22 protein-coding genes are annotated in these 25,577 nt (G+C 66.4%); 10 read left to right on the top strand and 12 right to left on the bottom strand.

Annotation, left to right across the window (positions count from 1 at the left end; all coding sequences use genetic code 11):
* Positions 1 to 33 precede the first annotated feature (33 nt).
* On the bottom strand, positions 34 to 711 hold the full coding sequence (locus BLT68_RS04915) for a potassium channel family protein (RefSeq protein ID WP_074633135.1): 678 nt from the start codon (positions 709 to 711) through the stop codon (positions 34 to 36).
* Positions 712 to 1,090: 379 nt separating this feature from the next.
* The gene (locus BLT68_RS04920; RefSeq protein WP_074633136.1) at positions 1,091 to 2,653 is read right to left on the bottom strand and encodes a TrkH family potassium uptake protein; all 1,563 of its coding nucleotides are present in this window, start codon (positions 2,651 to 2,653) and stop codon (positions 1,091 to 1,093) included.
* A gap of 141 nt (positions 2,654 to 2,794) precedes the next feature.
* Here BLT68_RS04920 and BLT68_RS04925 point away from each other — a divergent pair, with 141 nt between their 5' ends.
* The 3 genes from BLT68_RS04925 to BLT68_RS04935 all read left to right on the top strand — a co-directional run bounded on the left by BLT68_RS04925 (position 2,795) and on the right by BLT68_RS04935 (position 3,929).
* Positions 2,795 to 3,013, top strand: coding sequence for a helix-turn-helix domain-containing protein (locus BLT68_RS04925; RefSeq protein WP_050695268.1), 219 nt, complete (start codon positions 2,795 to 2,797; stop codon positions 3,011 to 3,013).
* A gap of 84 nt (positions 3,014 to 3,097) precedes the next feature.
* The gene (locus BLT68_RS04930) at positions 3,098 to 3,196 is read left to right on the top strand and encodes a 30S ribosomal protein bS22 (protein WP_003792170.1); all 99 of its coding nucleotides are present in this window, start codon (positions 3,098 to 3,100) and stop codon (positions 3,194 to 3,196) included.
* Positions 3,197 to 3,260: 64 nt separating this feature from the next.
* Positions 3,261 to 3,929, top strand: coding sequence for a histidine phosphatase family protein (locus tag BLT68_RS04935; RefSeq protein ID WP_050695840.1), 669 nt, complete (start codon positions 3,261 to 3,263; stop codon positions 3,927 to 3,929).
* Here the strand turns inward: BLT68_RS04935 and BLT68_RS04940 are convergent.
* Both BLT68_RS04940 and BLT68_RS04945 read right to left on the bottom strand, forming a co-directional pair.
* The gene (locus BLT68_RS04940; protein ID WP_050695267.1) at positions 3,926 to 4,306 is read right to left on the bottom strand and encodes a phospholipase; all 381 of its coding nucleotides are present in this window, start codon (positions 4,304 to 4,306) and stop codon (positions 3,926 to 3,928) included. The two genes, BLT68_RS04935 and BLT68_RS04940, sit on opposite strands and share 4 nt — an antisense overlap.
* Positions 4,307 to 4,380: 74 nt before the next feature.
* Entirely contained in the window at positions 4,381 to 5,286 is a 906-nt protein-coding gene (locus tag BLT68_RS04945) for a ribokinase (RefSeq protein WP_050695266.1), read from the bottom strand.
* Positions 5,287 to 5,432: 146 nt separating this feature from the next.
* Here BLT68_RS04945 and BLT68_RS04950 point away from each other — a divergent pair, with 146 nt between their 5' ends.
* The gene (locus tag BLT68_RS04950) at positions 5,433 to 6,872 is read left to right on the top strand and encodes an MFS transporter (RefSeq protein WP_074633138.1); all 1,440 of its coding nucleotides are present in this window, start codon (positions 5,433 to 5,435) and stop codon (positions 6,870 to 6,872) included.
* Between the two features lie 141 nt (positions 6,873 to 7,013).
* Here BLT68_RS04950 and BLT68_RS04955 read toward each other — a convergent pair whose 3' ends face one another.
* From BLT68_RS04955 to BLT68_RS04980, 6 genes are all read right to left on the bottom strand, one after another.
* Complete coding sequence (locus BLT68_RS04955) at positions 7,014 to 7,631, bottom strand: DUF4853 domain-containing protein (protein ID WP_232618756.1); 618 nt, start codon at positions 7,629 to 7,631, stop codon at positions 7,014 to 7,016.
* A gap of 5 nt (positions 7,632 to 7,636) precedes the next feature.
* On the bottom strand, positions 7,637 to 8,137 hold the full coding sequence (locus BLT68_RS04960) for a DUF4853 domain-containing protein (protein WP_083332376.1): 501 nt from the start codon (positions 8,135 to 8,137) through the stop codon (positions 7,637 to 7,639).
* 98 nt (positions 8,138 to 8,235) lie between these two features.
* Complete coding sequence (locus BLT68_RS04965; RefSeq protein WP_074633143.1) at positions 8,236 to 8,754, bottom strand: DUF4853 domain-containing protein; 519 nt, start codon at positions 8,752 to 8,754, stop codon at positions 8,236 to 8,238.
* Between the two features lie 86 nt (positions 8,755 to 8,840).
* On the bottom strand, positions 8,841 to 10,433 hold the full coding sequence (locus tag BLT68_RS04970) for an alpha/beta hydrolase (protein WP_074633144.1): 1,593 nt from the start codon (positions 10,431 to 10,433) through the stop codon (positions 8,841 to 8,843).
* Between the two features lie 196 nt (positions 10,434 to 10,629).
* On the bottom strand, positions 10,630 to 11,523 hold the full coding sequence (locus tag BLT68_RS04975) for a 1,4-dihydroxy-2-naphthoate polyprenyltransferase (protein WP_050695263.1): 894 nt from the start codon (positions 11,521 to 11,523) through the stop codon (positions 10,630 to 10,632).
* A gap of 40 nt (positions 11,524 to 11,563) precedes the next feature.
* A complete protein-coding gene (locus BLT68_RS04980) occupies positions 11,564 to 12,883 on the bottom strand; it encodes an AMP-binding protein (protein ID WP_070779160.1) in 1,320 nt (439 codons plus the stop codon).
* A gap of 213 nt (positions 12,884 to 13,096) precedes the next feature.
* On the opposite strand from BLT68_RS04980, the gene BLT68_RS04985 reads away from it, so the two are divergent.
* Together BLT68_RS04985 and BLT68_RS04990 are read left to right on the top strand one after the other, a co-directional pair.
* On the top strand, positions 13,097 to 14,539 hold the full coding sequence (locus tag BLT68_RS04985) for a L,D-transpeptidase family protein (protein ID WP_074633146.1): 1,443 nt from the start codon (positions 13,097 to 13,099) through the stop codon (positions 14,537 to 14,539).
* Positions 14,540 to 14,989: 450 nt separating this feature from the next.
* A complete protein-coding gene (locus tag BLT68_RS04990; RefSeq protein WP_074633147.1) occupies positions 14,990 to 16,723 on the top strand; it encodes an alpha-glucosidase in 1,734 nt (577 codons plus the stop codon).
* An 82-nt stretch (positions 16,724 to 16,805) separates the two neighbouring features.
* On the opposite strand, the gene BLT68_RS04995 is transcribed toward BLT68_RS04990, so the two are convergent.
* Entirely contained in the window at positions 16,806 to 17,786 is a 981-nt protein-coding gene (locus BLT68_RS04995) for a 1,4-dihydroxy-2-naphthoyl-CoA synthase (RefSeq protein WP_050695260.1), read from the bottom strand.
* Between the two features lie 314 nt (positions 17,787 to 18,100).
* On the opposite strand from BLT68_RS04995, the gene BLT68_RS05000 reads away from it, so the two are divergent.
* The 3 genes from BLT68_RS05000 (at position 18,101) to BLT68_RS05010 (ending at position 22,438) form a co-directional block, all read left to right on the top strand.
* The gene (locus tag BLT68_RS05000) at positions 18,101 to 19,159 is read left to right on the top strand and encodes an o-succinylbenzoate synthase (RefSeq protein ID WP_050695259.1); all 1,059 of its coding nucleotides are present in this window, start codon (positions 18,101 to 18,103) and stop codon (positions 19,157 to 19,159) included.
* Between the two features lie 9 nt (positions 19,160 to 19,168).
* Complete coding sequence (gene menD / locus BLT68_RS05005) at positions 19,169 to 20,821, top strand: 2-succinyl-5-enolpyruvyl-6-hydroxy-3-cyclohexene-1-carboxylic-acid synthase (protein ID WP_074633149.1); 1,653 nt, start codon at positions 19,169 to 19,171, stop codon at positions 20,819 to 20,821.
* Positions 20,822 to 20,947: 126 nt separating this feature from the next.
* Positions 20,948 to 22,438 (top strand): S1C family serine protease, encoded by a 1,491-nt coding sequence (locus BLT68_RS05010; RefSeq protein WP_074633151.1) that lies wholly within the window; start codon positions 20,948 to 20,950, stop codon positions 22,436 to 22,438.
* 1,149 nt (positions 22,439 to 23,587) lie between these two features.
* On the opposite strand, the gene BLT68_RS05020 is transcribed toward BLT68_RS05010, so the two are convergent.
* Complete coding sequence (locus tag BLT68_RS05020) at positions 23,588 to 24,811, bottom strand: isochorismate synthase (RefSeq protein ID WP_198482570.1); 1,224 nt, start codon at positions 24,809 to 24,811, stop codon at positions 23,588 to 23,590.
* A gap of 58 nt (positions 24,812 to 24,869) precedes the next feature.
* On the opposite strand from BLT68_RS05020, the gene BLT68_RS05025 reads away from it, so the two are divergent.
* Positions 24,870 to 25,577: a class I SAM-dependent methyltransferase gene (locus tag BLT68_RS05025; RefSeq protein WP_074633154.1), complete on the top strand. Its 708-nt coding sequence runs from the start codon at positions 24,870 to 24,872 to the stop codon at positions 25,575 to 25,577.

Consider the following 25,577-nt stretch of genomic DNA (forward strand, 5'->3'; position numbering starts at 1 on the left):
TCTCGTGCGGGGCACCCTCTTGCGACGGAAGCCCTAAGGTCGGTTCGCGAAATACTCTAAAAGGTGCGAATCACCTGAGACGATGATTTCGTCGTCGGCGTTGATCCGCGTTGACGCGTCCGCGTACTCGAAACGATGCTTTGGATGACGAATGGCCAGCACGTTCACGCCGTAACGGCCACGCAGATCCAGCTCCTGAAGCGAAAAGCCGTGAACCTCCTGCGGAGGACGCAGCTTCATGATTGAAAATCCGTTTTTCTCCATCTCGATGTAGTCCACCATGCGGCCGCCCACGAGGTGCGCCGTGCGTTTGCCCGCATCCAAGTCCGGGTACACGACGTGGTGCGCCCCGACGCGGCGCAGGATGCGCCCGTGCTGCGACGACGTCGCCTTTACCCAGATCGACGAGATTCCCATGTCGACCAGGTTCGCGGTGATCAGCACCGCCGCCTCCAAGGACGAACCCACGCCCACGACGGCGCTGCGGAACTCCCGGGCCCCCAGCTGCTCCAGCGCATCCTTCGACGTCGCATCGGCCTCGACCAGGGGGAAGCGTCCTGCGAACGCCTGCACGCGTGCGGGGTTCTTTTCGACTGCCAAGATCTCGTACCCCAGCTGATCCTGCGTCACCGCCACAGCAGAACCGAAACGTCCCAACCCAATGACCAGCGTTCCCGACTGGAGTTCCTTTGACTCGCGTTCATCTGTCATGCCCCCATTCTTCCCTGAGCACGCGCTATACGCGAATGGGAACCAAGCGACGAGCTTGCCCGGAACGAACGGGTAATTGCCTGACTGGATGCCGTGAAACGGCGTGAAACGCGCGATATCTGCGCCGCTGCAGGGCTGTGATGCCGCGACTCGGTGTTGGTTTTCTGCCTCACCGATGTGGTGACACGTCAGAATGAGGGCGTGGTGAAACCTGCACCGCCCCTGCTTGGCTGAAGCGGCTTAATTCTGGTGTTTTTCGTGCTGCCGGGGCTATGCCGGTTTCACGCGACGGAGACGGCACAAGCCGCGCCCCCGATGCCGGGCGGCGTCGAGCCAGAGGGCGGCGAGATGGCTGCCTCACGCCCGTGCCGTCATCGCCTCAACCGATGATCGGCTGCTCCTGAGGCATGCGGATGACGCGAGAACGCTCGCGCAGGGCGAGGGCGGCCGCGACGGTCATGGATCCCGTGCGTCCAGCGAACATCAGGACGATGAGCACGTACTTTGCGCCAACCGGCAGAACGGGCGTGACGCCGGTGGTAAGGCCCACCGTGGCAAACGCCGAGATGGCCTCAAAGAGGATGACGTCGAGCGTGTAATCCGTCATGGACAGCAGCAGGACGACGGAAACGGTCACAAAGGCCAGGCCCAGGAGCGACACGGCGACGGAGAGGCGGACGGCGGACGTGGGGATACGGCGGCCAAAGGCTTCAACGTCGCGGTCGCCTCGGGCTTCCGCGATGACGGCCAGCACCAGCACGGCGAAGGTCGTGACCTTGATGCCGCCGGCTGTGGACGCGGAGCCGCCCCCGATCAGCATGAGGACGTCCTGGACGAAGTGGGTTTGCGAACGCATGGCGCCGACGTCAAGCGCGGACAGCCCAGATGAACGCGAGTTGACGCCCGCCAACAGGGCATTGAGGATCTTTGAAGGGGTGTCGATGGCGCCGAGGGTGGTGGGGTTGTGCCACTCGGTGAGCGCGAGCGCCACCACGCCCACGAAGGCGAGAGCCAGGTACGTGGAGAGCGTCAGCTTGGTGTGAAGCCGCCAGCGGCGCGGGGAACGCAGATGCGTGGTGACGTCCATGATCACAGGGAACCCGATGGCGCCAACGGTGGAACCCAGGATGATGGGGACCAACATCCACCAGTCGGTAACGTGGGGTGCGAGCCCTCCGGGCAGGATGACGAATCCGGCGTTGTTGAAAACGGAGATCGCCATAAACAGAGCATTCCAGATGGCGCGCACGGGGTCGAGGCCCAAGGCGAGGAAACGAGGCAGGAAGATCGCGGCCAGGAGGATCTGCATGGTGAGGGAGGTCGCGATCACGGCCTTGAGGAGAGTGGAGATCTGTCCCATGGCTCCGGTCTTGTACTCCTGCGTGGCGAGCATCCGCTGGGTCAGGCCGAGGTGGCGCGACACCGCGAAACTGAGGATCGACGCGAGGGTCATGACGCCCAGGCCGCCCACGACGATGCCGAAAGCGATGACGGCTTGACCGAATGGTGACCAGTAGGTAGCAGTGTCGACGGTTGTGAGGCCGGTGACGCAGACGGCAGAGACGGCGGTGAAGAAGACATCAACGAAGGGTGCAGGGGCGTCGGAAGCGGATGCGATGGGTAGCATCAGCAGCATGGTGATAACCCCGATAATGAGCGCAAAAGTGCCGATTGCGAGGCGCGCGGGCGAGTAGCGGGCCTGCCGGGAGAGCCAGGCGCGCACGCGCTGGGCGTTGGAGGTGGGCACCTGGGGATGCGGGCCACGGGGGCCACCCCGGACGGGGCGGACGATGGGGGATGGCTGCGGACTGATGGTTTCCGCTGAAATCACGGGGGACGAAGCCGTGGCTCGTCCACGGATCAGGGAACGCGTGGCACCGGGTTCGGTGCGCAGGCGGGAGCTGTGTGCTGGCGGTTTCCGCCTGTTGTGTGCCGGTGCCATCGCTGCTCCTTAACGACTCTGCAACAAACGTGGATAAAGTTGCAGTTTCCACGTGGTTGGGCAGTAGTATATTTCGTGAGGCTACGTAAGCGGTGAACGAATCGGGTTTAGCGCGCCTCGCGAGCATACTGGGAGTCATTGATGGAACAGCAGTCGGCGCCGCGTTTTATGACTGTCACAGAAGTGGCGGACATCATGCGCGTCTCTAAAATGACTGTGTACCGGTTGATTCACAGCGGTGAGATGCCCGCGATTCGCGTAGGAAAAAGCTTCCGAGTCCCGGAGGCTGCGGTCGCTCAGATGATTCAGGCGGGTACGGCTGATCGCTCCGGTGGCCAGGCTCGCGTCATTGGCGGGTAGTATAGGCACGATGTGCTCGTCTCGAGCACCCATCATCCATTAGCGGTAGTATCGCTGCCGCCCACACCACCAGGGAGGAACCCCATGGGCTCCGTCATCAAGAAGCGCCGCAAGCGCATGGCGAAGAAGAAGCACCGCAAGCTCCTGCGCAAGACGCGTCACCAGCGTCGCAACAAGAAGTGAGCGAGCGGAGGCCCGGCCATTTGGCCGGGCCTCACGTGTGTCCGAAGTCCTATACTTGTTTCTCATGGACCGCACCATTATTCACGTTATGCGCCACGGCGAGGTGGACAACCCGAACGGTGTTTTGTACGGCAGGCTGCCGGGTTTTGGGTTGACGGAGCTGGGGCATCGGATGGCGGAGCGCGCCGCCACATACCTGGTGGATTCGGGAGCTGACATTGCCCGCGTGATCTCATCGCCGCTGCTGCGCGCGCAGTTGACGGCGGCTCCCACGGCCGCGGCGTACGGGCTGACCATCGAGTCGGATTCGCGTCTGATCGAGTCGGATAACGTCTTTGAGGGCCTGCCGGTGAACTCGAATCGCGCGATGCTGGCGAACCCGAAGTACTTTAAGTACTACCTCAATCCGCTGCGGCCCTCGTGGGGCGAACCGTATCGGGACATCGCCTCGCGCATGAGCGCGGCCCTGTCGTCGGCGTTGCGTGAGGCCAGGGGGCGCGAGGCGCTCGTCGTGTCGCACCAAAACCCCATCGTGACGCTGACGCGTTTCGTCGACGGGCAGCCGCTGGCGCATTCTCCGAAGCATCGACACTGCGCGCTGGCGTCGATCACCTCGTTCATTTTTGCGGGGGCGACGCTGGTGGGTACCTCCTACGCGGAACCGGCCGCCGACCTGGTGGCCGTGGCGCGCGATATGACGCCGGGCGATTCGGCGGCGGATCTGCGCCGCTAGAGCCCCTCGCTCTGGCCCTCGCCAGCGGCCGGGGGATTACCGTTGCCTTCTTCGCGTTTGCGGCGCTCTTCTTCGCGTCGCTTGCGCTGGATGTCGCGCTCCAGGCGGAACAGGAAGTCCGGGTCGTCGTCGGGGGCGGCGGGCCGCTCGGGGGTCGCGGCGCGGGACTGTCGAGCCTTTTCGGCGCGCGCCACCCAGCGCAGAACCAACCACACGATGGGACCGATGGCGGCGAGCGTGGCGGTAAAAAGGATGATGAGCAGCCAGATGGGCTTGGCGAGCTTGCCGGGCATCTCCTCTTCGGGCGTGCGATGCCAGTCTGCGGCCGCGTAGATGGTGAGCGCGAGCATCGCGACAAACAAGACAATCCTGACCATGCCCCTAGTCTAAGGGGAGTGGGTTGCCTCACGCCGAGCCGTTCACTCCCGGGGCAATCGGGGGCGCGTGGGACCTAGTCGCGCGTGACCGTGGGGAGCGCCGCGTACGAGGGGGCGGCGCCCGAAACCAGGACGGCGGTGGATCCCGCTCGCATGCCGTCGGCGACGGCCTGGTTAAAGGGCTTGCCCAGCGCCATGGCGGCGGCCAGCGCACCCACGCACGCGTCCCCCGCTCCGGTGGTATCCACGACCTCGCCCAGGGAGAGTGCTGGGCAGTGTTCGGCTTGACTGCCTGACGCCCACGCTGCCCCGTCGGCCCCCAGGGTCACCATGATGTGCCGAGGTCCCAGGCCTCGTAGCGCCCAGAGGATACCGATCGCTTCGGTGGGCGTCGCCGGTGCGGGCATACCCAGGGCCAGCCCCGCCTCAGTTTCGTTGACGACCAAAACGTCGACGCGAGCCAAGAGGTCGGCATCCGTGGGCCGCGCCGGGGCCAGGTTGAGCATGACTGTCGCGCCGAAAGAGTGCGCCCACTCCAGGGCGGCGGCGTTTGCCTCGGCGGGAATCTCCGCCTGGAGCACGACGATATCGGAAGGATCGGGGACCAACGAGGCCCGGGCGTGCTCGATCGTGGCCGCGCTGTTTGCGCCCGCGTCCACAATGATCGTATTCTCCCCGGAGGCGGAAACGGTGATGAGGGCGGTCCCGGTGGGGCCGCTGGCCTCGCGCAGGTGCGTAACATCTACGCCGTGGGAAGCCAGGTCTGTGCGCAGACGCTGTCCGGACAGGTCGGAGCCGACCGCGCCGACGAAGACGACAGGCGCGCCGGAGTGCGCGGCCGCCGCCGCTTGGTTCGCTCCTTTTCCGCCGAGGCTGTAGGCGAGCGACGTGCCTGAGAGAGTTTCGCCGGGGGCGGGGAACCGGTCGACTGTGACCGTGATGTCCTGGTTGATGGAACCGACGACGATAACGCGTGCCATGGGCGCTCCTTTGCGAGGGGTTACTCAATTGTGCCATGCCCCGGCGGCGGGTGGTGATATGGAACAGGCGAAAAGCGGGACGCCTCAATTGTGCGCTAGATTCCTGCAATTTGCCTCGAGGTGCGCCCTGTGGTGAACTATGCACCGTGCGTATCCTCCGCTTTCTCATCACGTCGCGCGCCGCAGGCCCGACCTGCCGCGTCGCTGCCCCCTCCTCGCGGGGGGCCATCGAGGGGAGCGCGGACTCTGCGCCCTCAATCGACATGAGCCAGGTAGCCACCGACGGCGACCTGGCGGACGGCCCCGCGCGGGTGCTCCTGCCGCTCCTGGGAATCTTCATGCTGGGTACCGTCGTGCTGCAGGGCTTTAATCTGGTGTACCTACGCGTCGCGCAAGATATCGGCGCGGGGGACGCGTCCGGCCTGATCACCGCGATACCCGGCATCGTGCTGGGCGTCGCTTGTTTTCTCTACGGCACCCTGGGCGACTTCATCCCGCTGCGCCGCATCGTCGACGTGGGCGTCGGGCTGATCATCGTTGGTTCGCTCCTCGGTTTCGCCCTGTCCACATCGCTGGTCGGCGTCATCGTTGCGCGCGCCCTCCAGACGCTGGGATACCAGGCCGCGGCATCCGTGTACATGATCCTGGCGACCTCCATCCGAAATCCCAAACGACGAGGCATCTACATCGGCCTGTTCTGTGCCGCATTCCAGGGCGGAACCGCCATCGGCATACTGTCCGGCGGTTTTCTCGCCGACATCAACTGGTCGATCCTGTTCCTGATTCCGCTGGTCGGCCTGGCCTTCCTGCCCATCATGGGCAGGCGCGTCCCCGCCCGCGCGCACGCAGGACACGTCGATGTGATTGGCCTCGCGATCTTCTCCGCCTGCGCGCTGCTGCTCACCCTGGTCGCCACCCACCCGCGCTGGTGGCTCATCGCCGGACTTATCCTGGGGGTGGCCGTGTTCTGGCAATACATCGGGCATGCTCGCGCCCCCTTCATCACACGGTCCTTCTTTACGAACGTGCCGTGGGTTCGATCAATCAGCCTCATCCTCATCGCCTACTGCACGAACTACGCGATAGCGCCCCTCATGAACGGCATCGGTTCTGGCTACTATGGCCTGAGCCCAGCCCAGGTGTCCGTGCGCCTCCTGCCGACCTACTGCCTGGCCTTGGCCGCCGCATTGAGTTCGAGTGCCGTCATAGCGCGGATCGGGCGCGGGCGTACCGTGCGCGCAAGCATCGGCCTGATCCTATTGGGCGCGGCCCTGCTGGCGCTGTTAATCAGCGCCGGTCCGTGGGTCATCACTGCCGCCATGTGCCTCATCAACATCGGGTTTGGCGGCCTCTTCGCGCCCATCTATGACACCGTGCTTGCCACCGTTGCGCCCGGCCAGAACGGTCGAGCCGTCGCCATGAACGACCTCGCCATGCAGGGCGGCGCCGCCCTCGGCATCGGCATGCTCACTCCCTGGCTCGCCTCCGGCTATTTCCGAGCCGTCGCCGCCGCGTGCGTCCTCGCTGCCGCGACCAGCATTGTGGGCGACTGGGTTCACGAGCATCTCTACCGCAGAGGACGCTAGCGCCACGCCGTCTTGGGCAGTTTGGCCGAGTGGCGGACCCGTGATGGTATGTCGCATGGTGGCGTGCAGGCGGCCCGCCCGCTAGGAGGAGGGTGCAGGCCAGGGTGGCGAGGGGTTTGGCCGTTCGTGCAGGGGGTGTGGTCATTTCCTTGGAGTGGTTGTCGGGTCGAACCAGTCGGGGACGCGGCCGGGCAGGTCGATGAGCCGCTTGGGGTCATCGGTGGACCCGTCACTGCGCAGGGGTTCCGTGTAGTAGGTGTAGGAGCTGTGGATATCTCGGGCGATAAGGGCGCTCACGGTGGCGCCGTATCGTTCATTCACCCAGTAGAAGCTGACCCGCGTTTCCCCGTCGTTGGTGGTGTACTTCCTTTCCACAATTTTGAATCCGAGTGGTTCGAGGTGAGCGTTGACGACGGAACGGAACCGGTCGACGTCGTGTTCCTCGAAGAAGTAATGGGCGGCAAACATGCTGTATAGGTACTGATTTCCGGCTGTGCTTCGGGAGATGCTGTCTTTGGCGCTGTATTTGCGGATGTTCTCGGTGGTGAGAATCTCGTTGCGTGCCGCCACAATAGCGGGCTCGATGTCGCGCTGGAAAGCCTCGATGGACTCCATCTTGGACGCGTTGCGCAGGTTCTCAGCGTGGTGCGGGTTCATTCCTGATCCTCCAAAAAACGGTGTGCAGGCGGTGGCGCCCGCCAGGAGGAGGGTGCAGGCCAGGGCGGCGAGGAACTTGGTGGGGCGTACGTTTATTGTCATATGTCTTATTTGTGTCCGGCTGGTGGGGTTGAGGGGTCGAACCAGTCGGGGACGCGGCCGGGCAGGCCGATGAGCCGCTTGGGGTCATCGGTGGACCCATCGCTAGGAGCACGCAAGACGTAGTAGTGCACGGCGGTTTGTTCGCCTCCAATTGTCGTGGAGGAGACGACTGCCTGGTACTGGTCATTGGTCCAGGAAAAGTCGACGAACTGTATGCCGTCTTCCGTTGTCCAGCGTTTCTCGGTCATCTTGAAGCCGAGGGGCTCGAGATGCGAGTTGTAGGTGGCTCGAATGGCGTCAGTGTCCATGTTCGCAAAGAAGTACAGACGCGAATGAAAGGAGTAGATTCTGGACCCCTCGCGCGTGTACGTGCCGATATGGTCTATGTTCTTGTATGCCATGAAGTTGTCAGCGGTCATGAGTTCGTTGCGTGCCGCGACGATGGCGGGCTCAATGTTGCGCTGGAAAGCCTCAACGGACTGAACCTTCTGATCGGGCGATTTCATAGTTCCTCCTAGGAACGGCGTGCAGGCGGTGGCGCCCGCTAGGAGGAGGGTGCAGGCCAGGGTGGCGAGGGGTTTGGCCGTTCGTGCAGGGGGTGTGGTCATTTCGTTGGAGTGGTTGTCGGGTCGAACCAGTCGGGGACGCGGCCGGGCAGGTCGATGAGCCGCTTGGGGTCATCGGTGGACCCGTCGCTGCGCAGGGGCTCCGTGTCGTAGGTGTAGGAGCTGTGGAGGTCCGGGGAGAGGGAGATAAGGGCGCTCACGGTGGCGCCGTATCGTTCATTCACCCAGTAGAATTTGATCCGTGTTTTCCCGTCGTCGATGTGCTTCCTTTCCACAATTTCGAATCCGAGTGGTTCGAGGTGAGCGTTGACGACGGAACGGAACCGGTCGACGTCGTGTTCCTCGAAGAAGTACTGGGCGGCAAACATGCTGTATAGGTACTGATTTCCGGCTGTGCGTCGGGAGATGTGGTCTTTGTCGCCGTATTTGCGGATGTTCTCGCTGGTGAGAATCTCGTTGCGTGCCGCCACAATAGCGGGCTCGATGTCGCGCTGGAAAGCCTCGACGGACTCCATCTTGGACGCGTTGCGCAGGTCCTCAGCGTGGTGCGGGTTCATTCCTGATCCTCCAAAAAACGGTGTGCAGGCGGTGAGTGGCAGCGATACCAAGATAACGCTGATGATTGTGGCGAACCGATGTATTTTCATTTCTTTTCCCCGGCGATGACCCGTGAAATGTCGTCCAGCGCCTTCGTCTTTTCCTTGAAGTAGGAACTGTGTTCTCCCCAGCCGGTGGGGTGCCACGGGGTGTCGCCGACATCCCCCGATAGGTGCCTGTATCCGGGCATCGTGTCGGGGTTCTTTCCGAAGGTGGCATCCGGGCCGACCCCCTGGACCATGTCGTGCCGGTAGGGCGCCGCGCTGACCCACGCGTGCCCCTTTGGGACGTGCAGCTCGCCGACGTCCTGAACGCCGGAGCCAGGAGAACCGAACTGAACCAGGTCGTCGATGACGCCATCGCCCACTTTCGTGGCGGCGATGCCCGCCGTCGTGGAACCGTAGGAGTGAGCCGCAACGGTGACGTGGGCGTCCCCCGCGCCGTGCTCGCGCGAGGCGTCCAGCCCGTTCAGGAAACCAGCCAGGCGTTGAGCGCCAGCCTGAGCCTTGTCCGTGGACATAACGTCAACATCCTGTGGTGCGTCGTAATTGAGATATTCCACGATCGCGACGGATCCATCGGTGTACTCTTTAACGTTCTTACGCATGGTGGAGGCCTTGTCGTCGTAGTCGCCAAGTGAATCTGCCACGTTCGTGGTCATGCCCGGGACGATGACGCCCACGTGGTCGGCCGTGTCCGGGTTATTCTGAGAGACAGCCGCGAGGACGTTGGGCCCCGACGTGTCCATGCCGAGGAGGAAGCGGGGGGTACCATCTTCCTCTTCTTTTTTGAGAGTGTGTCCAATAGCGCGGAGCGCCTGAAGTTGCCGGTGAAGCCGTTTCAACTCTCCCAGCTGTTCGACCGTTGGATCGTCCCCGAGCTCTCTCTCGTAGTCTGCGAGTTGCTGCTCCGCTTCCGCGATCTTCTGCGGGAGCGCGATACGGTTCGCTTTGTCGCGGGAGGTAAAGTCAACGCCGTCAAGGTTTCCGATCTGCTCGGGGTAATTCTCGATCATCCACTGCTTGTCCTTGTCGGACAGGGAACTCCACCAGGACGCCACCTCCTGCGCTGAAGCGCCAGCGGGAGGCAGGGAGGGGCGAGCGCTGCCGGACACGGAATAGTGCACTCCGTTGTCGAATGTTCCCCTGTCCAAAGCACTGATCATGCCTGCGAGTTTCTCTTCGAGGGCGCGAGCGTCCGTGAGGACAGTTGCGATGCGTTCGCGGATGAAAGTGAGACGCTTCAGCGGAGCCAGGGGGTCCATAGCGACATCAGCAAGCTCGCGAAGAACAGACTCGAACACAGAGACAACCCCGCTCGTGTCGATGTGAACACTCAGCGAAACAGCCAACTGTGAGATGTCCTCAATGTTCGCGCGGATCTCGTTGATCCCCTGGACTCCGGCGGAGGCGACCTCGGCCGCGCTGATCAGGTAGTTGACCTGCTCCTCAATCTCGCTGACCCGCTTGCGCAGCGCGTTCCGCGCGGCGTCCGCGGTCTGGCCCTGGCCGCTGAGCCTGCTCAGCTCGGTCGAGAGGTCCTCGCCCGTCTCCTGCAGCTTTCGCTGCTTCCTCTCGCATTCCAAGGCGTACTCCTGGAGCGGAGCAGAATCCCATTGCTTGATGTCCGCCCAATTCACCGGCCCATCACCAACCCCACGGCAGCTTCGCCCAAACGGGCAAACCTTCCGGGCACGTAGGAACCAACGCTCATCGCTGCCTCCGCTTCAACGGTAAATAGTGCTGCGCGAAATGGTACCTGACAGACGGCTACTTTTCACGCGCCGACGAACTCTGTGAGACCGGGGCGGACAATCCGGCCTGTTCAACGGTCCCTCAAGACAGAGTGAGAGCCAAGGCCACCAACGCACCCCACGACATCGCGTAAAACCCCGTGTTGCGCAGCACCGCTATGAGCGCGCGCCCCGACGCGCCCGTGAGCACCGGCAGGCTCACGCCCGCCGCCCAAACGGCCGCACCCACGCCCAACGCGCACGTCGCCAACGGGTGCAGGCCCACCGCCACGCCCAGCGTGACGATCATGGGGACCGGACCCCACACGCAGGCGGCAAACACCCAGCGTGACGCGCGATCCCCCAAGCGCACGGCCGCCGTCATTTTTCCGGATTCGCGATCCGTGGGGATATCCCGAATGTTATTGGCCATCAGCAGCGCCACCGACAGGAGCCCCAGCGCCGACGCGCTCATCCACAGCCACCACGGGGCATCGCGGACCTGCGTCCACGAAGTGCCCACGCACGCCAGCAAGCCAAAGAAAACGAACACCATCAGTTCAGACAGCCCGATACCCATGTACGCGTACGGATGCCTCCCGCCCGTGTACAGCCACGCCGCGGCCACGGCAGCAATGCCCGCACCGATCAGCCACCACGTGCCCGACACCGCCACCAGAGTCAGGCCTGCCACGCCCGCCAGCGCAAAACAACCCAGCGCGGCCCTCAGGACCGTCTTTGGCGCCGCCAGGCCCCCACCTGTCAGCCGCGCCGGCCCCCGGCGGTTATCGTCCGTGCCGCGAATACCGTCCGAATAGTCGTTCGCGTAGTTGACCCCCACCTGCAACGCGAGAGCCACCACGAGCGCCAGGCACGCGCGCCCGGCGCCGAAACCACCCAGGTGATGGGCGGCCGCCGACCCCACGATCACGGGCGCGGCGGCGGCGGGCAGGGTGCGCAGGCGAGCGCCCTCGATCCAATCAGAAACGGAAGCCATGGCCATCAGTGTAGTTGGAGCGGGCCCCGGCCAGGGGAGCCTAGCGCACCCACTCCCTGGCGGTACCCGCCGCGCGGGTAGCCGCATCCGCAGCCGCGGCACGGTCGATCTTGTCGTAGCCCAGGTAGGGCAGGGAATCAATGGCGACAACGCGGCGAGGAGCCTGAGCGCGCCCGATGTGAGCGGCGGCGTGCTCACGGACCGAGGAGCCCAGCTTCGCCATCTCCAGCGAATCCGACGGCATTCGCTCCGGGATCACCAAGGCGGTGACCACGTGCCCCCACTTGGCGTCCGGGGTCGCCATGATCCATGCATCCGAGATTCCCTCGTGGGAACGCACCGCGTGGCGCACCAGGCCGGGGGCGATCGACAATCCGCCCGACACGATCACGTCGTCGGCGCGCCCGCGCACCTCGACCGTGCCCGACGCGCGAATAATGCCCAGGTCGCCCGTGAGCAGCCAACGGTGGCCACCCTCTTCAAAGAACGGGCTGTCCGCATCCAGATAGCGGGTCATCAGCGTGGGACCGTTGATCGCCAGGCGCGTGCGGCCGTCCCAATCGACCGCGCGCACGGACGTGCCGGGCAGGGGCAGGCCGTCGTACACGCAGCCGCCTGCCGTCTCCGTCATGCCGTAGGTGGTGCGCACCCTCAGCCCCGCCTCGCGGGCGCGCGCGAGCAGCTGCTGGTTGGTGGCCGCGCCGCCCACGAGGATCGCCGAGAGCGAGCGCAGCGCCTCCACGACCTGTTCCGCGTCCAGGCACTGGGAGAGCTGCGTGGGCACCAGGGACAGGTAGCCGGGCATGTCGTCCTGCGTGGCACCCCGAACGGCGGGCAGGAGCGCCTCGGGGGAAAAGCCCTCAGAGGTGTCGACGATCTGCGGATTCGTCTCTGCCACCGCGGCGCGCAGGAGCACCATCGCGCCCGCGATATGGTGTGTCGGCAGGGCGAGGATCCAGCGCCCCGGGCCGTTTAACGCCAGCTCGGTGGCCTTCGCCGAGGCGATGAGCGCCTCGGTAGAGAGGCCGACCAGGCGCGGCGCGCCCGCGCTGGAACCCGAAGTGGGGACCACCAGGTCGATTCCGTCAAAAAATGCGGGATCCTGATCGATCTCACGGGCCAGGCCGGGGTATCTTTCCTCTGGGAACGCTTCCTGCGGGGTCGCCGCGGAACCCCGCAGAGTGGCGGGAGAAACGGATTCAGGCTCGCGCAGAACCACGACCGTGTGGGGCGCGGGATGATTCGGGTCGGCTGCCCGTTCCTCGTACAGCTCAACGAGCTTGTGGATGGACGCGTTGGCCAATGCGACGGCACCGGCGGAGGTGCCCCCCGGCACGACAAGGATTCGTGGCGCAGCCATGATGAGCCTCCCAAGTTCGACGGCGAGTGCGTATGCAATATGTAACAAGGATAAAGGTTGGTGTTCTCGCAGGTGGCGGACCGTCCCGCGGCAATGATCACGTTTAATGGCTGGATCCCCTAAATGACGGGCATTTTCATGTGGCACAGAACGCAGCTGAAATTTCAACAGTATCCCCCCACGAGTCGGCATAAGGCTATACGATAGACTGTGATGCTCAATAACATTTCCGTGAAAGTCAGATGGGCGATCGGCGCCGCGTGCGCCCTCGTCCTCCTCGTCGTTGGCGCCGCCACCGTATACGCGGCAAATTACTCGGGTCGCGCCCTGCCGGGCACGACCGTCGCCGGCGCGTCCGTTGCCGGAATGACGCATGACCAGGTTATGTCCTCGATCAACGAACGGGCCGACGCGACGACCGTGACGGTCACCGTTGAGGGGAAGGCGACCACGGCCTCACTCAACGAAGCGGGCATCACCGTTGACGCCGAATCAACTGCCGCCGCGGCCATGGAGGGTTCCACATCGCTGCCCGCGTTCGTGCGCTCCCTCTTCGCCGGGCGCACCGTCGACCCCGTCATGACCGTCGATGACGACTCCATCAGGAAGCTCGCGGCCACCGCCAACTCGACCCTGTCCTCGGAAACGAAAGACGCGAAGGTCGTCGTCGCGGACGACGGTGAATCCTTCACCGTCACCCCCTCTCAGATGGGTAACGGCATCTCCACGGACGAAGTGAGCGCCGCCGTCAAACAGGCCGGCACCACGTTGGCCTCGGTCACGCAGGACGCGTCCGTTATGCAGACGGAACCGGCGATCACCACCGAAAATGCCCAGAGCGCCGCGGATAAGGCAAATGCCCTGCTGGAGACGAGCATCGAAGTCTCTGACGGCATCGACACCTTCAGCGCCAAGCGTTCCGACAAGGTCAAGTGGATTGAGTTCCTGACCAAGCCCGACGGCTCCCTCGACGATCCCTCCATCGACACCGTCAAGGTTGCCGACTGGGTTAACGCCCTGGCCGCGACCACCGACGTCAAGCCGGAAAACCGCGTCCACAACGTCGATTCGGAGGGTAACGTCCTCACCGTTGCCCGCGAAGGCAAAAAGGGACTCAAGACCAACAACACCGATCAGATCACGAAGGACGTCGTTGCGGCCATGACCGGCCGCACCGCCTACGAGGGCCTGTTCCACTACGACGACGTCGAACCTGGATCCGAGACCAAGCGGGTCGCCGAAGGCACTGAGAACCTGGTCTATCAGGCGGCCGAAGGCGAAAAGTGGGTTGACATCAACCTCTCCGACGCGTCCGTGACCGCCTACGTCGGCGGCAAAGTTGCAGGCGGCCCCTTCTACATGGTTCCCGGCGCACCCAACACGCCCACCATCACCGGCACGTTCCACGTCTACCTCAAGTACGACGTGCAGACGATGCGCGGGGAGAACGCCGACGGTTCCAAGTATGTGACAGAAGGCGTCCCGTGGGTCACCTACTTCACCGGTTCCTACGCGATGCACGGCGCCCCCTGGCGTTCCTCCTTCGGCTGGAGCGGATACGGCGGTTCCCACGGCTGCGTCAACATGCCCGTCGATGCCGCGAAGTTTATCTATGACTGGACCGACATGGGCGACACGGTGGTCGTCCACTACTGATCCCACCGATCACGCGATGCGGGCGGGCCGGAACCTGTTGTTGGTTCCGGCCCGCCCCACTTTGTTGCACGTAGGATTCTGGCCGGCTTCCCGGTGGTGTCCCGCTGTATTGTTTTTTGAGTGTCGCGTGGACTTCCCTCCTGCATCCGACTTTCTCGGTGTTTCGCATCCGCGGGCGTACTTTTGCTCACCGGTGCGCCCCGTTTGTAGGGCGCCCGAGAAAAGGTACGCTGCGCGTGTGCGCCACACGAAGCGCGTGCCGTCGGCGCCCGCCGAAGACCGTGAGGCGGTACGCTGCGCATGACCCCCTCGTGCGACCTCGTCGCGCGCGCGTGGCGGCGGCCAAGCCCGGCGCGGCCTCACCGCGCGCCCTCGGGTACGCTCAACCAGGACGGTCACGCTATCGCAACCCCGCGACCCTTTCCGACCCCAACGTATGGCAGGTGCTCCATGTTCTTTTCTCACGACGCGCTGAACCCAACAGGAAACGGCCTCGATGCCGACCACTGGTGGAAGGGCGCGGTCGTCTACCAGATCTATCCGCGCTCCTTCAAGGACTCCAACGGAGACGGGTACGGCGACCTTGAGGGCATCCGATCCAAGCTGGACTACCTGAAGGGCCTGGGCGTCGACGTCCTGTGGCTCTCGCCCATCTATGCCTCGCCGCAGGCCGACAACGGGTACGACATCTCCGACTACTACGGCATCGACCCCATGTTCGGCACCCTCGAAGACTTCGACCGCCTCCTGACAGACGTGCACGCCCACGGCATGCGCCTGGTCATGGACCTGGTCGTCAACCACTCCTCCGATGAGAACCCGTGGTTCATCGAGTCCCGTTCCTCGCGCCAGAACCCCAAGCGCGACTGGTACTTCTGGCGCGACCCCAGGCCGGGCTTCGCGGGCGGGCAGCAGGGCGGCGAGCCGAACAACTGGGAGTCCTTTTTCTCGGGTTCCGCATGGCAGTGGGATGAGGCCACCGGGCAGTACTACCTGCACCTGTTCCACAAGAAACAACCCGACCTGAACTGGGACAACCCCGAGGTGCGTGCCGCCGTCTACGAGATGATGAACTGGTGGCTGGATCGAGGCGTCGACGGTTTCCGCATGGACGTCATCAACCTCATCTCCAAAAACCCCGGTCTGCCCGATGGTGAAAAGTACCCCGGGCGAGCCTGGGGCGAAGGATTCCCCCTTTTCTCCGAGGGCCCCCACCTGCACGAGTACCTGGCGGAAATGCGCCGCGAGGTCTTTGACGGGCGCGACGCCCCCATGACCGTCGGGGAAACACCCGGCGTGCGCCGCGACAACGTTCTGCTCTTCACAGACCCGGCGCGTCACGAGCTGGACATGGTTTTCCAATTCGCCCACGTCGATCTGGGGTTGGAAAACGGGAAGTTCCGCCCCAGAGCGCTGCGCCCGGGCGAACTGGCCGACTGCTTGACCGACTGGCAGAACGCCCAGGGCCAGGTCGGCTGGAACAGCCTCTACCTGGATAACCACGACCAGCCTCGAGCGGTCAGCCGCTTCGGGGACGAGGTCCACCGATACGCCTCCGCCACCGCCCTGGCCACCGCGCTCCACATGCTGCGCGGCACCCCCTACGTCTACCAGGGCGAGGAGCTGGGGATGACCAACGGGACGTTTGAAGGAATCGACGACTTCCGGGACGTCGAAGCCCTGCGATACTACCGCGAGGCTACGCAAGCCGGCGAAAGCCCCGAGTCGGTCCTCAACGGCATGCGCCTCATGGGGCGCGACAATGCTCGCACCCCCGTCCAGTGGGACGATGGCCCCCACGCCGGCTTCACCACTGGCACCCCGTGGATCGACGTCACCTCCAACTACACGGAAATCAACGCCGCCTCGCAGGTCGGCGACCCGAACTCGGTGTACGCCTACTACAGGGCGCTCGCGCAGATCCGCCACGGCCTGCCCGTCATCGCCAGCGGCGACTTCGAGCGCATCGCAACCCCCACGCCCGCGGTCTTCGCATATCGCCGCACCATGGGCGATGCAGTGGCAACGATCCTGGTCAACCTTTCCGATGCCCCCGCCCCCCTCGGCGAGGCTGCCGCTCGGGTCCCCGGGACGCTGCTCCTGTCCAACCGAGACCTGCCCGAGGAGAACCGGGATGTCCCGGCGGTCCTGGGCGAATGGGAGGCCAGGGTCTACATCGCCTAGTTTCGCGAGGGCCCCAGGCGTCGCCCCGGAGGGCTGTGCCTGGGGCTGCGCGAGCCAGAAACGGGGCGGGCTCGGGCGGCGGTTAGTAGTAGTAGGGGTAGTCTTCCCAGCGAGGGGCGCGGCGCTCAAGGAAGGCGTCGCGCCCCTCTTGCGCCTCGGCCGTCATGTAGGCCATCCGGGTCGCTTCGCCCGCGAAAACCTGCTGTCCGGCCAGCCCGTCGTCGGCCAGGTTGAACGCGAACTTCAGCATACGGATCGCCTGCGGGGACTTCGTCGCCACCGTCGCAGCCCACTCCAGCGCCGTCTCTTCGAGCTTGGCGTGGGGGACGGCCCGGTTGATGACCCCCCAGCTCTCCGCCGTGGCGGCGTCGTAGCGCTGCGCGAGGAAGAAGATTTCGCGCGCCCTCTTGTCCCCGGCCTGGCGGGCCAGGAGCGCCGAGCCGTAGCCTGCGTCGAAGGAACCAACGTTCGCGTCGGTCTGCATGAATGCGGCGTGCTCGGCAGAGGCCACCGACAGGTCCGCGACGACGTTGAGTGAGTGCCCACCCCCGGCCGCCCACCCGGGAACCGCCGCGATGACGACCTTCGGCATGGTTCGGATCAGGCGCTGGACCTCCAGAATGTGCAGGCGTCCGGCGCGCGCCGGATCGATCTGTTCGCGGCGCTGGAAAAGCGGGGCCTGGGGGTCAGCGTCCTTAACCTCGTAGCGGTAGCCGTCGCGGCCCCGCACGCGCTGATCGCCGCCCGAGCAAAAGGAGTATCCACCGTCGCGCGCGGAGGGGCCGTTGCCCGTGAGGATGACCGCGGCGACACGTGAGGTTTGCCGGGCGTGGTCGAGCGCCCGGTACAGCTCATCGACCGTGCCCGGGCGGAAAGCGTTGCGGATGTCGGGGCGGTCAAAGGCGACGCGCACCACCGGCATGTCGGCCCCCTGCGCGCGACCATCGAGCTCGGGGCCGCGGGAGATGCCGCGGTGATAGGTGATATCGGTGAAGTCAAAGCCTGCGACCTCGCGCCAGCGGGTCGGGTCGAAAGTGTCGGAGACAAAGGGCAGAGCGCTCATGGGTGGGATTCTAGTCGACGCGCTCGCCGCGGGCTTCGGGGTGCGCGCGCCCGAGGGGGAAACAACGGGGAGCGACGCGAGCCGTCTGGAAAGGGGCGGTGAACTGCGTGCCCACCTGCGTAGATAGACGGCCGCAGGCGGATGTAGGCGGGCGCGGCGCGCGAAAGGCTGCAATTTTCCAAGTGTTCAAGAGGGGCTGAAAGTCGATCATCCGCCGACAAACAGCGTAAAATACCCTGCAAGCGTCCGTGTCAGGGACCTGTCGCCAGGCTGAGCGCGCGCAACACTGTTACCGGTAAGTAAGGAGGGGTCTCATGAACGTAGCGCTGCAACCGACGCTCCTGCGCATCCCCATGCGCACCCTGAGCCGCCAAACCCGATACGCCCTGGAGGGCGTCACCGACCTGCTGGTTTACAAGATCGCGATGACCACTCGTTTTCGGGGGGTAACGCGCCGCGAGGGTCTGCTCCTGCGCGGGCAGGCCGGTTGGGCAGAGGCCGCGCCCTTCTGGAACTACGACGATGCGGAGTCGGCGCGCTGGCTGGCGGCTGCGCTCGAATCGGCGCGCCGTTTTCCACCGATTCCCCGACGAAAATTCGTTCCCGTCAACGTCACGATCCCCGTGGTTTCCCCGGAGGACGCCTACGAGCGGGTCACGTCATCCGGCGGCTGCGCGACAGCGAAGATCAAAGTCGCCGAACCCGGCGTGAGTATCGAACGCGACTGCGCGCGCATCGGCGCCGTGGCCGACGCGCTGCGCCAGAGGGTCGGTGAGCAGGCCGCGATCCGCCTGGATGCCAACGGAGCCTGGGGGGTGGACCAGGCCTGCGACGCGATCCCCGCGATGACCGAGGCCGCAGGCGCGGTCCCCATCGAATACGTCGAACAACCCTGCCTGACGGTCGACGAGCTGGCCCAGGTCCGCCGCCGCGTTGACGTGCCCATCGCCGCGGACGAATCCATCCGCCGCGCGCAGGATCCGATGGAGGTGGCCCGCAAGGAGGCCGCCGACGTCGTCATCATCAAGGTCGCTCCCCTCGGCGGGGTGCGGGCGGCCCTGCGGGTCGCCCGCAAGAGCGGCCTGGGCGTCGTGGTGTCCTCCGCGCTGGAAACGTCCGTGGGCCTGTCCGTCGGCGTGGCCGCCGCGGCCGCCGTGCCCGGCGTGTCCCGGGCGGCGGGCCTGGCCACGGCCTCGCTGCTGGTGGGGGACGTGACTGAGCCGCTGGTTCCCGAGCGCGGGCGCCTGCCCGTGGTGCGTCGCGAACCCGACCACGAGCTGATAGACCGCACCCCCGTCGATGGCGACCTGCTTTCGCGGTGGGGCATGCGTCTGGAAGGCATGGCCGAGCACCTGGGGGCAGGGGCCCGGTAGGCTGGGCGCATGCCCTCCGTCGATACCGCCAGCGCCATCTTGCACACCCTGGACGCCCTGGGTGTCACGCACGTCCTGTACTGCCCCGGGTCACGCAGCGCCCCCTTCGCCTACGCCCTGGAATCCGGGGCCTTTCGCGGGGATGCGCGCGCCGTCCTGGACGAACGCGGCGCAGGCTTCCTCGCCGTCGGCCTGGCGCGCACCGGAGCGCTGCCCGCCGTCATCGTCACCTCGGGCACTGCCGTCGCCGAGCTGGCCCCCGCCATCCTCGAGGCATCCCACGCGCGCCTGCCCCTCCTGGCCCTCACCGCTGACCGCCCCGGCGAACTGCGCGGCGTCGGCGCATCCCAGGCGACCGACCAGGCGCGTCTCTTCGACACCCACGCGCGGGCGTGCGTGGAACTGGAGCCGCAGGAGGCCTCGCCTGCGCTGATCGGACGCCTGACGCGAGCCGTTGCCGCCGCGTGCGGAGCTCCCGCGGGCGCCCCCGGTCCCGTGCAGATTAACGTCGCGTTCCGCGACCCCCTGACGCCCGCCCCCGCCCAATCCCCCCGGGGTGCGGGGGCCGAGTCCTCCTGCGTGCCGCGGCCGTCGCGCGTCATCCCCTCCTCACCCGCCCCCGCCCGCTGGGAGGAAACGGTCGGCGAGGGGGTTGCGGGGCTCATCGTCGCAGGCGAGGGCGCATCTCCGCACGCCCGTTTGTGGTCCCTGGCCTCGGGGTTCCCGCTGCTGTCCGAACCGGCGTCGGGCGCGTGGCAGGGCGGCGGCGTGACTCCCTACGAACAATCCATCGTGTCCGGGGAGATCGGGCGAGAGGTGGACACGGTCGTAGTCGCGGGCCGCCCCACGCTGTCGCGCCCCATCCAGGCACTGCTCGCGAGGCCGGACGTGCGCGTCATCGTGGTTGACCCGCACGCGCCCTGGGTGGACATTTCAGGAAACGCCTCCACCGTGGTCGCGGAGCTTGCCGCCGCGACGCGACCCGTCAGCGAAGACACCGCCGCGTGGGCGGCGCGCGTGGGCCAGGCCGCCGATGCCGCCGGGCAAAAGATCGACGCCCTGCTGACCGCCGGCTCGGGGCGAACCATGCTCGACTTGGCGCGCGCCGTCGCCCGATCCACCACCGGCCCCCTGGTGCTCGGGGCATCCAACCCCGTGCGCGCCTTCGACCTGGGAGTCGCTTCCCTGGACGGACGCACGATTCACTCCAACCGGGGCCAGGCCGGCATCGACGGAACCGTCGCCACGGCCGTCGGCGTCGCCCTCGGCTCTGGCGCCTCTCCCCGGGGAAGCCTCGGCCGCGTCACCGCCGTCATGGGCGACCTGACCCTGTGCCACGACGCCTCCTCGCTGGCCCTGGCCGCCAGCGCGCGCGCGGACCTCGACATCGTCGTCGCCGACGACGGGGGCGGGGGAATCTTTGCGACCCTGGAACACGGTCGCGCCGCGGACCCGGCGGCCTACGACCGCTGGTTTGGCGTCGCCCAGAACGTCGACTACGCCGCGCTGGCGGCCGCCTACGGCATTGACTTCGCGGCCGCCAGTGACCCGCAGGAGCTGGGCTGCATTCTGTTAGCTCCCGCGCCCGGCCCCCGCCTGATACATGCCCCCGTCGAGCGCGCCGCGCACCTGTACGCGGCCATCCGGGACGTCCTGCGCTGAGGCTGGCAGCGCCACATAATCGGGGCCGTCAGGGTTTTCAGGATACTCACAGGGCGTTTCCAGTGCCCCTTTGAGGAGTATGCCCATACTGGTTCCTAACTTGAGAACTGACACCACGAGGGAACCATGACCAATCCTCAGCTTCCAACCCCCGACGCCGATTCGTCGCGTCCGTACAACCCCGGCGGGGTCCCGCGCTACGCGCAGCGGCCCGCGCCCCCCGACCCGTTAGCGGCGACGCAGGAAATACACGCGGTGCCCGGCAGCCAGCCGGATGTCACGCGCGAGATGCCCGCTGCCACCACTATCCCCGCGCCCGTCTCACCCCCCGCCCCCGCGGATCCGTTCGCCCCGGGTACAGGCACGGAAGGCGGCGCCTGGAACGCGCCCACCGGCGATCCCTACACGGAGTACGAGGCACCGGCCTCGCCGGAAAACCCAACGGCCCCGGCCCTGCCAGAGAATCCAGCGGCCCCGGCCGTCGTCGTCACCAAGAAGGGACCCGGCTGGGTCGCCCTGGTCGGCGCGATGGTCCTGACGATCGTCATGACGCTGGGTGCCGTGTTCCTCGCGCGCCCGGCGCTGCTGCGCGCCTCCACGCCGAGCAACATGAACGGCGGCACCGTCAGCGCCCTTCCCGCTTCCAACAGCGACGGCACCGACTGGACGGCCGTCGCATCGGCGGTTTCCCCGGCCGTCGTCACCATCCAGACGCAGGGCGCGACCTCCTCGGGCGGCACCGGCTCCGGCGTCATCTACGACTCCCAGGGCGACATTGTCACGAACTACCACGTGATCTCCTCCGTCCTGAACGGAGGCAAGATCCAGGTAACCCTGGCTGACGGGCGCCTCTATACCGCGCACATTGTCGGCCACGACAAGACCACGGACCTGGCCGTCATCCGCCTGGATAACCCGCCCTCGAACCTGACGGTCGCGCGCTTCGCGAGCTCCTCCACCCTGAAGGTCGGCGCCCCCGTCATGGCCATCGGCGCCCCCCTGGGCCTGTCGAACACGGTGACGACCGGCATCGTTTCGGCCCTCAACCGCCCCGTTGAGGTGTCCATGGAAGACTCGAAGGGCCCCCAGGACCCGACCCAGGCGTCATCGGACCTCGTGGTCACGAACGCCATCCAGATTGACGCCTCGATCAACCCCGGTAACTCGGGCGGCCCGCTCTTCGACGCGACCGGCGCAGTGGTCGGCATCAACTCGTCGATCAAGTCGCTGTCGTCCTCCGGCGATGGGCAGGCCGGGTCGATCGGCCTGGGCTTCGCCATCCCCTCCGACCTGGCGGCCTCCGTCGCCGACCAGCTGATCGCCTCCGGACACGCCTCCCACGGCATGCTCGGCGTGACGGTGAGGGCCGCGACCACCACGGTCGGCTCCGACACCTACGTCGGTGCCCAGATCCAGGACGTCACCCCCGGGTCCGGCGCCGCCAGCGCGGGCCTGCGCTCCGGCGACGTCATCACCAAGGTCGAAGGCCAGGAGGTCACCAGCCCCAAGCAGCTCATCGGCTACGTGCGACGTTACCGCGCGGGGGACACGATCACTATGACGGTCGCTCGCGACGGCGCCACCTTCGACGTGTCGGTGACGATCCAGGGAACCTGAGCGGCCGCGCGCCGCACCGCAGGCCCGCCGCCCCTTGGGCGGCGGGCCTCGTCACTCCGGATTGGTTTCGTTGCGGTCGGTGTTCCGCCGCTTCCTTCAAGCGGCGGGTTTCGTCACGCAGGGAGGGGAAAGCGTGCACGCGCATGGCTGAACGGGCGCGGGGCGTAGAGCGCGAGCCGTGAGACGACGGCGGTAGCAACGCTCCGTCGAGAGTTTGGCGTCTGACCGTGGCCCGGCTCACCTGCGGGCACACGATATCCTCTCCCCGGTCCTCTTCGCGTCCTTCGCGTTCCGCGCCCCCGCCCGCTCTGTGGCCTTCGTTCCGGCGCTCACCATCATCGACCAGGCCGGGGCGCGCTGGGCGATCACGGCGGGCATCGACCGCGCCCCGGACCCGCTGGAGGCGCTCAACGCGGCTCTGTTCGCGTGGCGGTGGCCATGCTGCGGGAGCGTGGATGGGGTGGATGCCCCTGACCCCACACTCTGCACACTTCCCGCGATGATCCGGGGCGCGTGGAAGGGCTGTTGCATGGCGGCTACCCAGTCCCTTCGTGCCCGTTGTCGGGGGTTTCGGGCGCGGTTGTTACAAACGTCGTCCATCCGGGTTCGATTTTCGGCGGTTTCCGGCTCGGTTGTTACAAACGTCGTCCATCCGGTACCCGAAAGGGCAGGAAACGGCTGTTCGAGCGTGCGTTTGGACGACGTTTGTAACGGTGGGCGGGATCGGGCCGCGGGCGTACCGGCGTTTGGACGACGTTTGTAACGGTGAGTGCGATCGCGCAGCGTGAGTGCCCGCGTTGTGACCACCTTCGTAACCGTTAGGCCTGTGGAACGTAACCTCAACGCGCTGCAAGCAACGCCGTGCGTTGCGTGATGATCGACCTGGAGCGTGGCCCCGTCCGCTGGTGGGCGTTGCGCGCCGGTGAGGGGCGCCGGGGGAAACGGGTGCTTCGGGCGCCGTCTGTCTCCGCGCGGGTCGATGCCATCGTTCGTGGGATTCGGGTGGCGTCGGATGCTCGTGCGGCGGTGGTGGCTTGGGGGGAATTGCAACCACAGGGCTACTTTGTCGGCGTGTCGCCGGCGTGTCGGAGTCCTATGGTCGCAAAAGCCCCGGCCGCGGCTGCCCGCGATGACGAGCATCGCGGGGTCTCACACCCCCAGGGCGTCCAGCAGCGGGCGCATCTTTGCTTCGGTTTCGGCCAACTCAGCGTCGGGGTCCGAATCCGGCATGATGCCGGCCCCCGCGAAGAGCCGCAGGCCCGCGGGCGAGACCAGCCCGCAGCGCAGGGCGATCGCGAACTCGCCGTCGCCAGCCGTATCCACCCAGCCGACCGGCCCTGAGTAGCGGCCCCGTTCCGTGTCCTCGATTTCCTCAATGAGGCGCATCGCCGCCTCGCGCGGGCTTCCGCACACGGCGGCCGTCGGGTGCAGGGCGGCCACCAGATCCAGCAGGTGTGCATCGCCGAGCCGCGCGCGCACGTCGGTGGCCAGGTGAACGACGTTGGGCAGCTCCAGCAGGAACGGGCCCCGGGCGTGCACGTCGGAGCACAGGCGCGTGAGGATCGATGAGACAGAATCGGAGGCCAGCGCGTGCTCGCGCAGATCCTTGTCGCTGGATGCCAGCGAGGGGCCTTCCCCGGGCGGGCAGGTGCCGGCCAGGACGCGCGAGGCGGCGGTGCCTCGCGAGGAGGAAATCAGCATCTCCGGGGAGGCGCCCACCAGGGAATCCACGCAAAAACGCCACGTTGACGGGTAGAGGGAGCTGAGCCGCTCCAGCAGGTAGCGCTCGTCGAAACCCCGCGAGCAGCGCACAGTCATGTCGCGCGCCATGACGGCCTTGTCGGCATCCCCCTCGCGCAGGCGCGCCGCGACAGATCGGACCGAGGCACGCCATTGGCCTCGGGACATCGATCCTGGGCCGAAAGACAACGAGGCGGGGACGCGGGGGGTGGGGCGGGCCGCGAGCAGAGCACCGTCGAGTGCCTCCAGCGGGTCCGGGGCCCGGCCGATGCCCGCCGTGATCGCCCAGCGCGCCCCGGCCTGGTCGATGATGGTCAGCGCCGGAACGAAGGCCACAGAGCGGGCGGGGGCGCGGAACGCGAAGGACGCGAAGAGGACCGGGGAGGGGATATCGCCCGGAAGTGGGGCGGCGGCGCCCTCCCACACGCGGCGAACATCCGTGATCGCGTCGGCGCTGGTGGACTCGAACGTGAGCGCGCGTCCCAGGCCAATCATCTGGCGGCGCTCGCCCAGCCACGCGGCGCCACCGGAAGCGGGGAGCAGGTGGAACAGTGAGCAAGCAGACCCCGGGTGCTGTGCGGGCAGGAACGCCGCCCGAAAAACCAGGCGCGAGCATCCGGAGTTGTCGTGCATGGGTTCCATGGTAGGAGCCGGGGCGGCGGCGCGCTGAAAGACGTGGGAGGATTAACGCATGAACGAAGCCCCGCGCGCGGACCTGAATAAGGTGCCCGAAGAGATTGCCTCGATGTTTGACTCCGTTGCATCGCGCTACGACATGATGGATGCGCTGATGACGGGCGGTTTGAACAACGTGTGGATGGTCGCCCTGCGCAAGGCGGTCGCCCCACACCCCGGCGAACGCATCCTGGACCTGGCCGCCGGAACCGGCACGTCCTCCGCCGCCTTGGCCAAGGGCGGCGCCGAGGTGGTCGCCTGCGACCTGTCCGAAGGGATGATCGAGGTGGGGCGCCAGCGCCACCCCGAGATCGAGTTTGTCCACGGAAACGCGATGGACCTGGACTTTGAGGACGGAACCTTCGATGCCGTGACCATTTCGTGGGGGCTGAGGAACATCCCCGACCCGGCGCTCGCGCTGCGGGAGATGATGCGCGTGGTACGCCCGCGCGGACGCCTGGTGGTGTTGGAGTTTTCCACGCCAACCTCGCGCGTATGCCGCGGACTCTACAACGCCTACCAGTCGACGGTGATGCCGGCGCTGGCGCGCGTGGCTTCCACGAATGACGGCGCGTACGACTATCTGGTGGAGTCCATTCGGCAGTGGCCCGCGCAGGAGGAAGTCGGCCGCATAATCGCCGCCAACGGATGGCGTGAGGTCGAGTACCGCAACCTGACGGGCGGAATCGCCTGCATGCACCGCGCGGTGAAGCCGCTGCCGTAG

Origin of the sequence: Schaalia meyeri (assembly GCF_900105015.1) — a bacterium.
GTDB lineage: Bacteria > Actinomycetota > Actinomycetes > Actinomycetales > Actinomycetaceae > Pauljensenia > Pauljensenia meyeri.

Excerpts from the sequence above, each read along its gene's own strand:
- BLT68_RS04975 (WP_050695263.1), bottom strand. The coding sequence starts at position 11,523 with ATGGCTTCCGTTTCTGATTGGATCGAGGGCGCTCGCCTGCGCACCCTG.
- BLT68_RS04920 (WP_074633136.1), bottom strand. The coding sequence starts at position 2,653 with ATGGCACCGGCACACAACAGGCGGAAACCGCCAGCACACAGCTCCCGC.
- BLT68_RS05020 (WP_198482570.1), bottom strand. The coding sequence starts at position 24,811 with ATGCACGACAACTCCGGATGCTCGCGCCTGGTTTTTCGGGCGGCGTTC.
- BLT68_RS05010 (WP_074633151.1), top strand. The coding sequence starts at position 20,948 with ATGACCAATCCTCAGCTTCCAACCCCCGACGCCGATTCGTCGCGTCCG.
- BLT68_RS04965 (WP_074633143.1), bottom strand. The coding sequence starts at position 8,754 with ATGAACCCGCACCACGCTGAGGACCTGCGCAACGCGTCCAAGATGGAG.
- BLT68_RS04995 (WP_050695260.1), bottom strand. The coding sequence starts at position 17,786 with ATGAGCGCTCTGCCCTTTGTCTCCGACACTTTCGACCCGACCCGCTGG.
- BLT68_RS04945 (WP_050695266.1), bottom strand. The coding sequence starts at position 5,286 with ATGGCACGCGTTATCGTCGTCGGTTCCATCAACCAGGACATCACGGTC.
- BLT68_RS04990 (WP_074633147.1), top strand. The coding sequence starts at position 14,990 with ATGTTCTTTTCTCACGACGCGCTGAACCCAACAGGAAACGGCCTCGAT.
- BLT68_RS04980 (WP_070779160.1), bottom strand. The coding sequence starts at position 12,883 with ATGGCTGCGCCACGAATCCTTGTCGTGCCGGGGGGCACCTCCGCCGGT.
- BLT68_RS04985 (WP_074633146.1), top strand. The coding sequence starts at position 13,097 with ATGCTCAATAACATTTCCGTGAAAGTCAGATGGGCGATCGGCGCCGCG.
- BLT68_RS04930 (WP_003792170.1), top strand. The coding sequence starts at position 3,098 with ATGGGCTCCGTCATCAAGAAGCGCCGCAAGCGCATGGCGAAGAAGAAG.
- BLT68_RS05000 (WP_050695259.1), top strand. The coding sequence starts at position 18,101 with ATGAACGTAGCGCTGCAACCGACGCTCCTGCGCATCCCCATGCGCACC.
- BLT68_RS04915 (WP_074633135.1), bottom strand. The coding sequence starts at position 711 with ATGACAGATGAACGCGAGTCAAAGGAACTCCAGTCGGGAACGCTGGTC.
- BLT68_RS04925 (WP_050695268.1), top strand. The coding sequence starts at position 2,795 with ATGGAACAGCAGTCGGCGCCGCGTTTTATGACTGTCACAGAAGTGGCG.
- BLT68_RS05025 (WP_074633154.1), top strand. The coding sequence starts at position 24,870 with ATGAACGAAGCCCCGCGCGCGGACCTGAATAAGGTGCCCGAAGAGATT.
- BLT68_RS04940 (WP_050695267.1), bottom strand. The coding sequence starts at position 4,306 with ATGGTCAGGATTGTCTTGTTTGTCGCGATGCTCGCGCTCACCATCTAC.
- BLT68_RS04960 (WP_083332376.1), bottom strand. The coding sequence starts at position 8,137 with ATGAAATCGCCCGATCAGAAGGTTCAGTCCGTTGAGGCTTTCCAGCGC.
- BLT68_RS04935 (WP_050695840.1), top strand. The coding sequence starts at position 3,261 with ATGGACCGCACCATTATTCACGTTATGCGCCACGGCGAGGTGGACAAC.
- BLT68_RS04955 (WP_232618756.1), bottom strand. The coding sequence starts at position 7,631 with ATGACAATAAACGTACGCCCCACCAAGTTCCTCGCCGCCCTGGCCTGC.
- menD (WP_074633149.1), top strand. The coding sequence starts at position 19,169 with ATGCCCTCCGTCGATACCGCCAGCGCCATCTTGCACACCCTGGACGCC.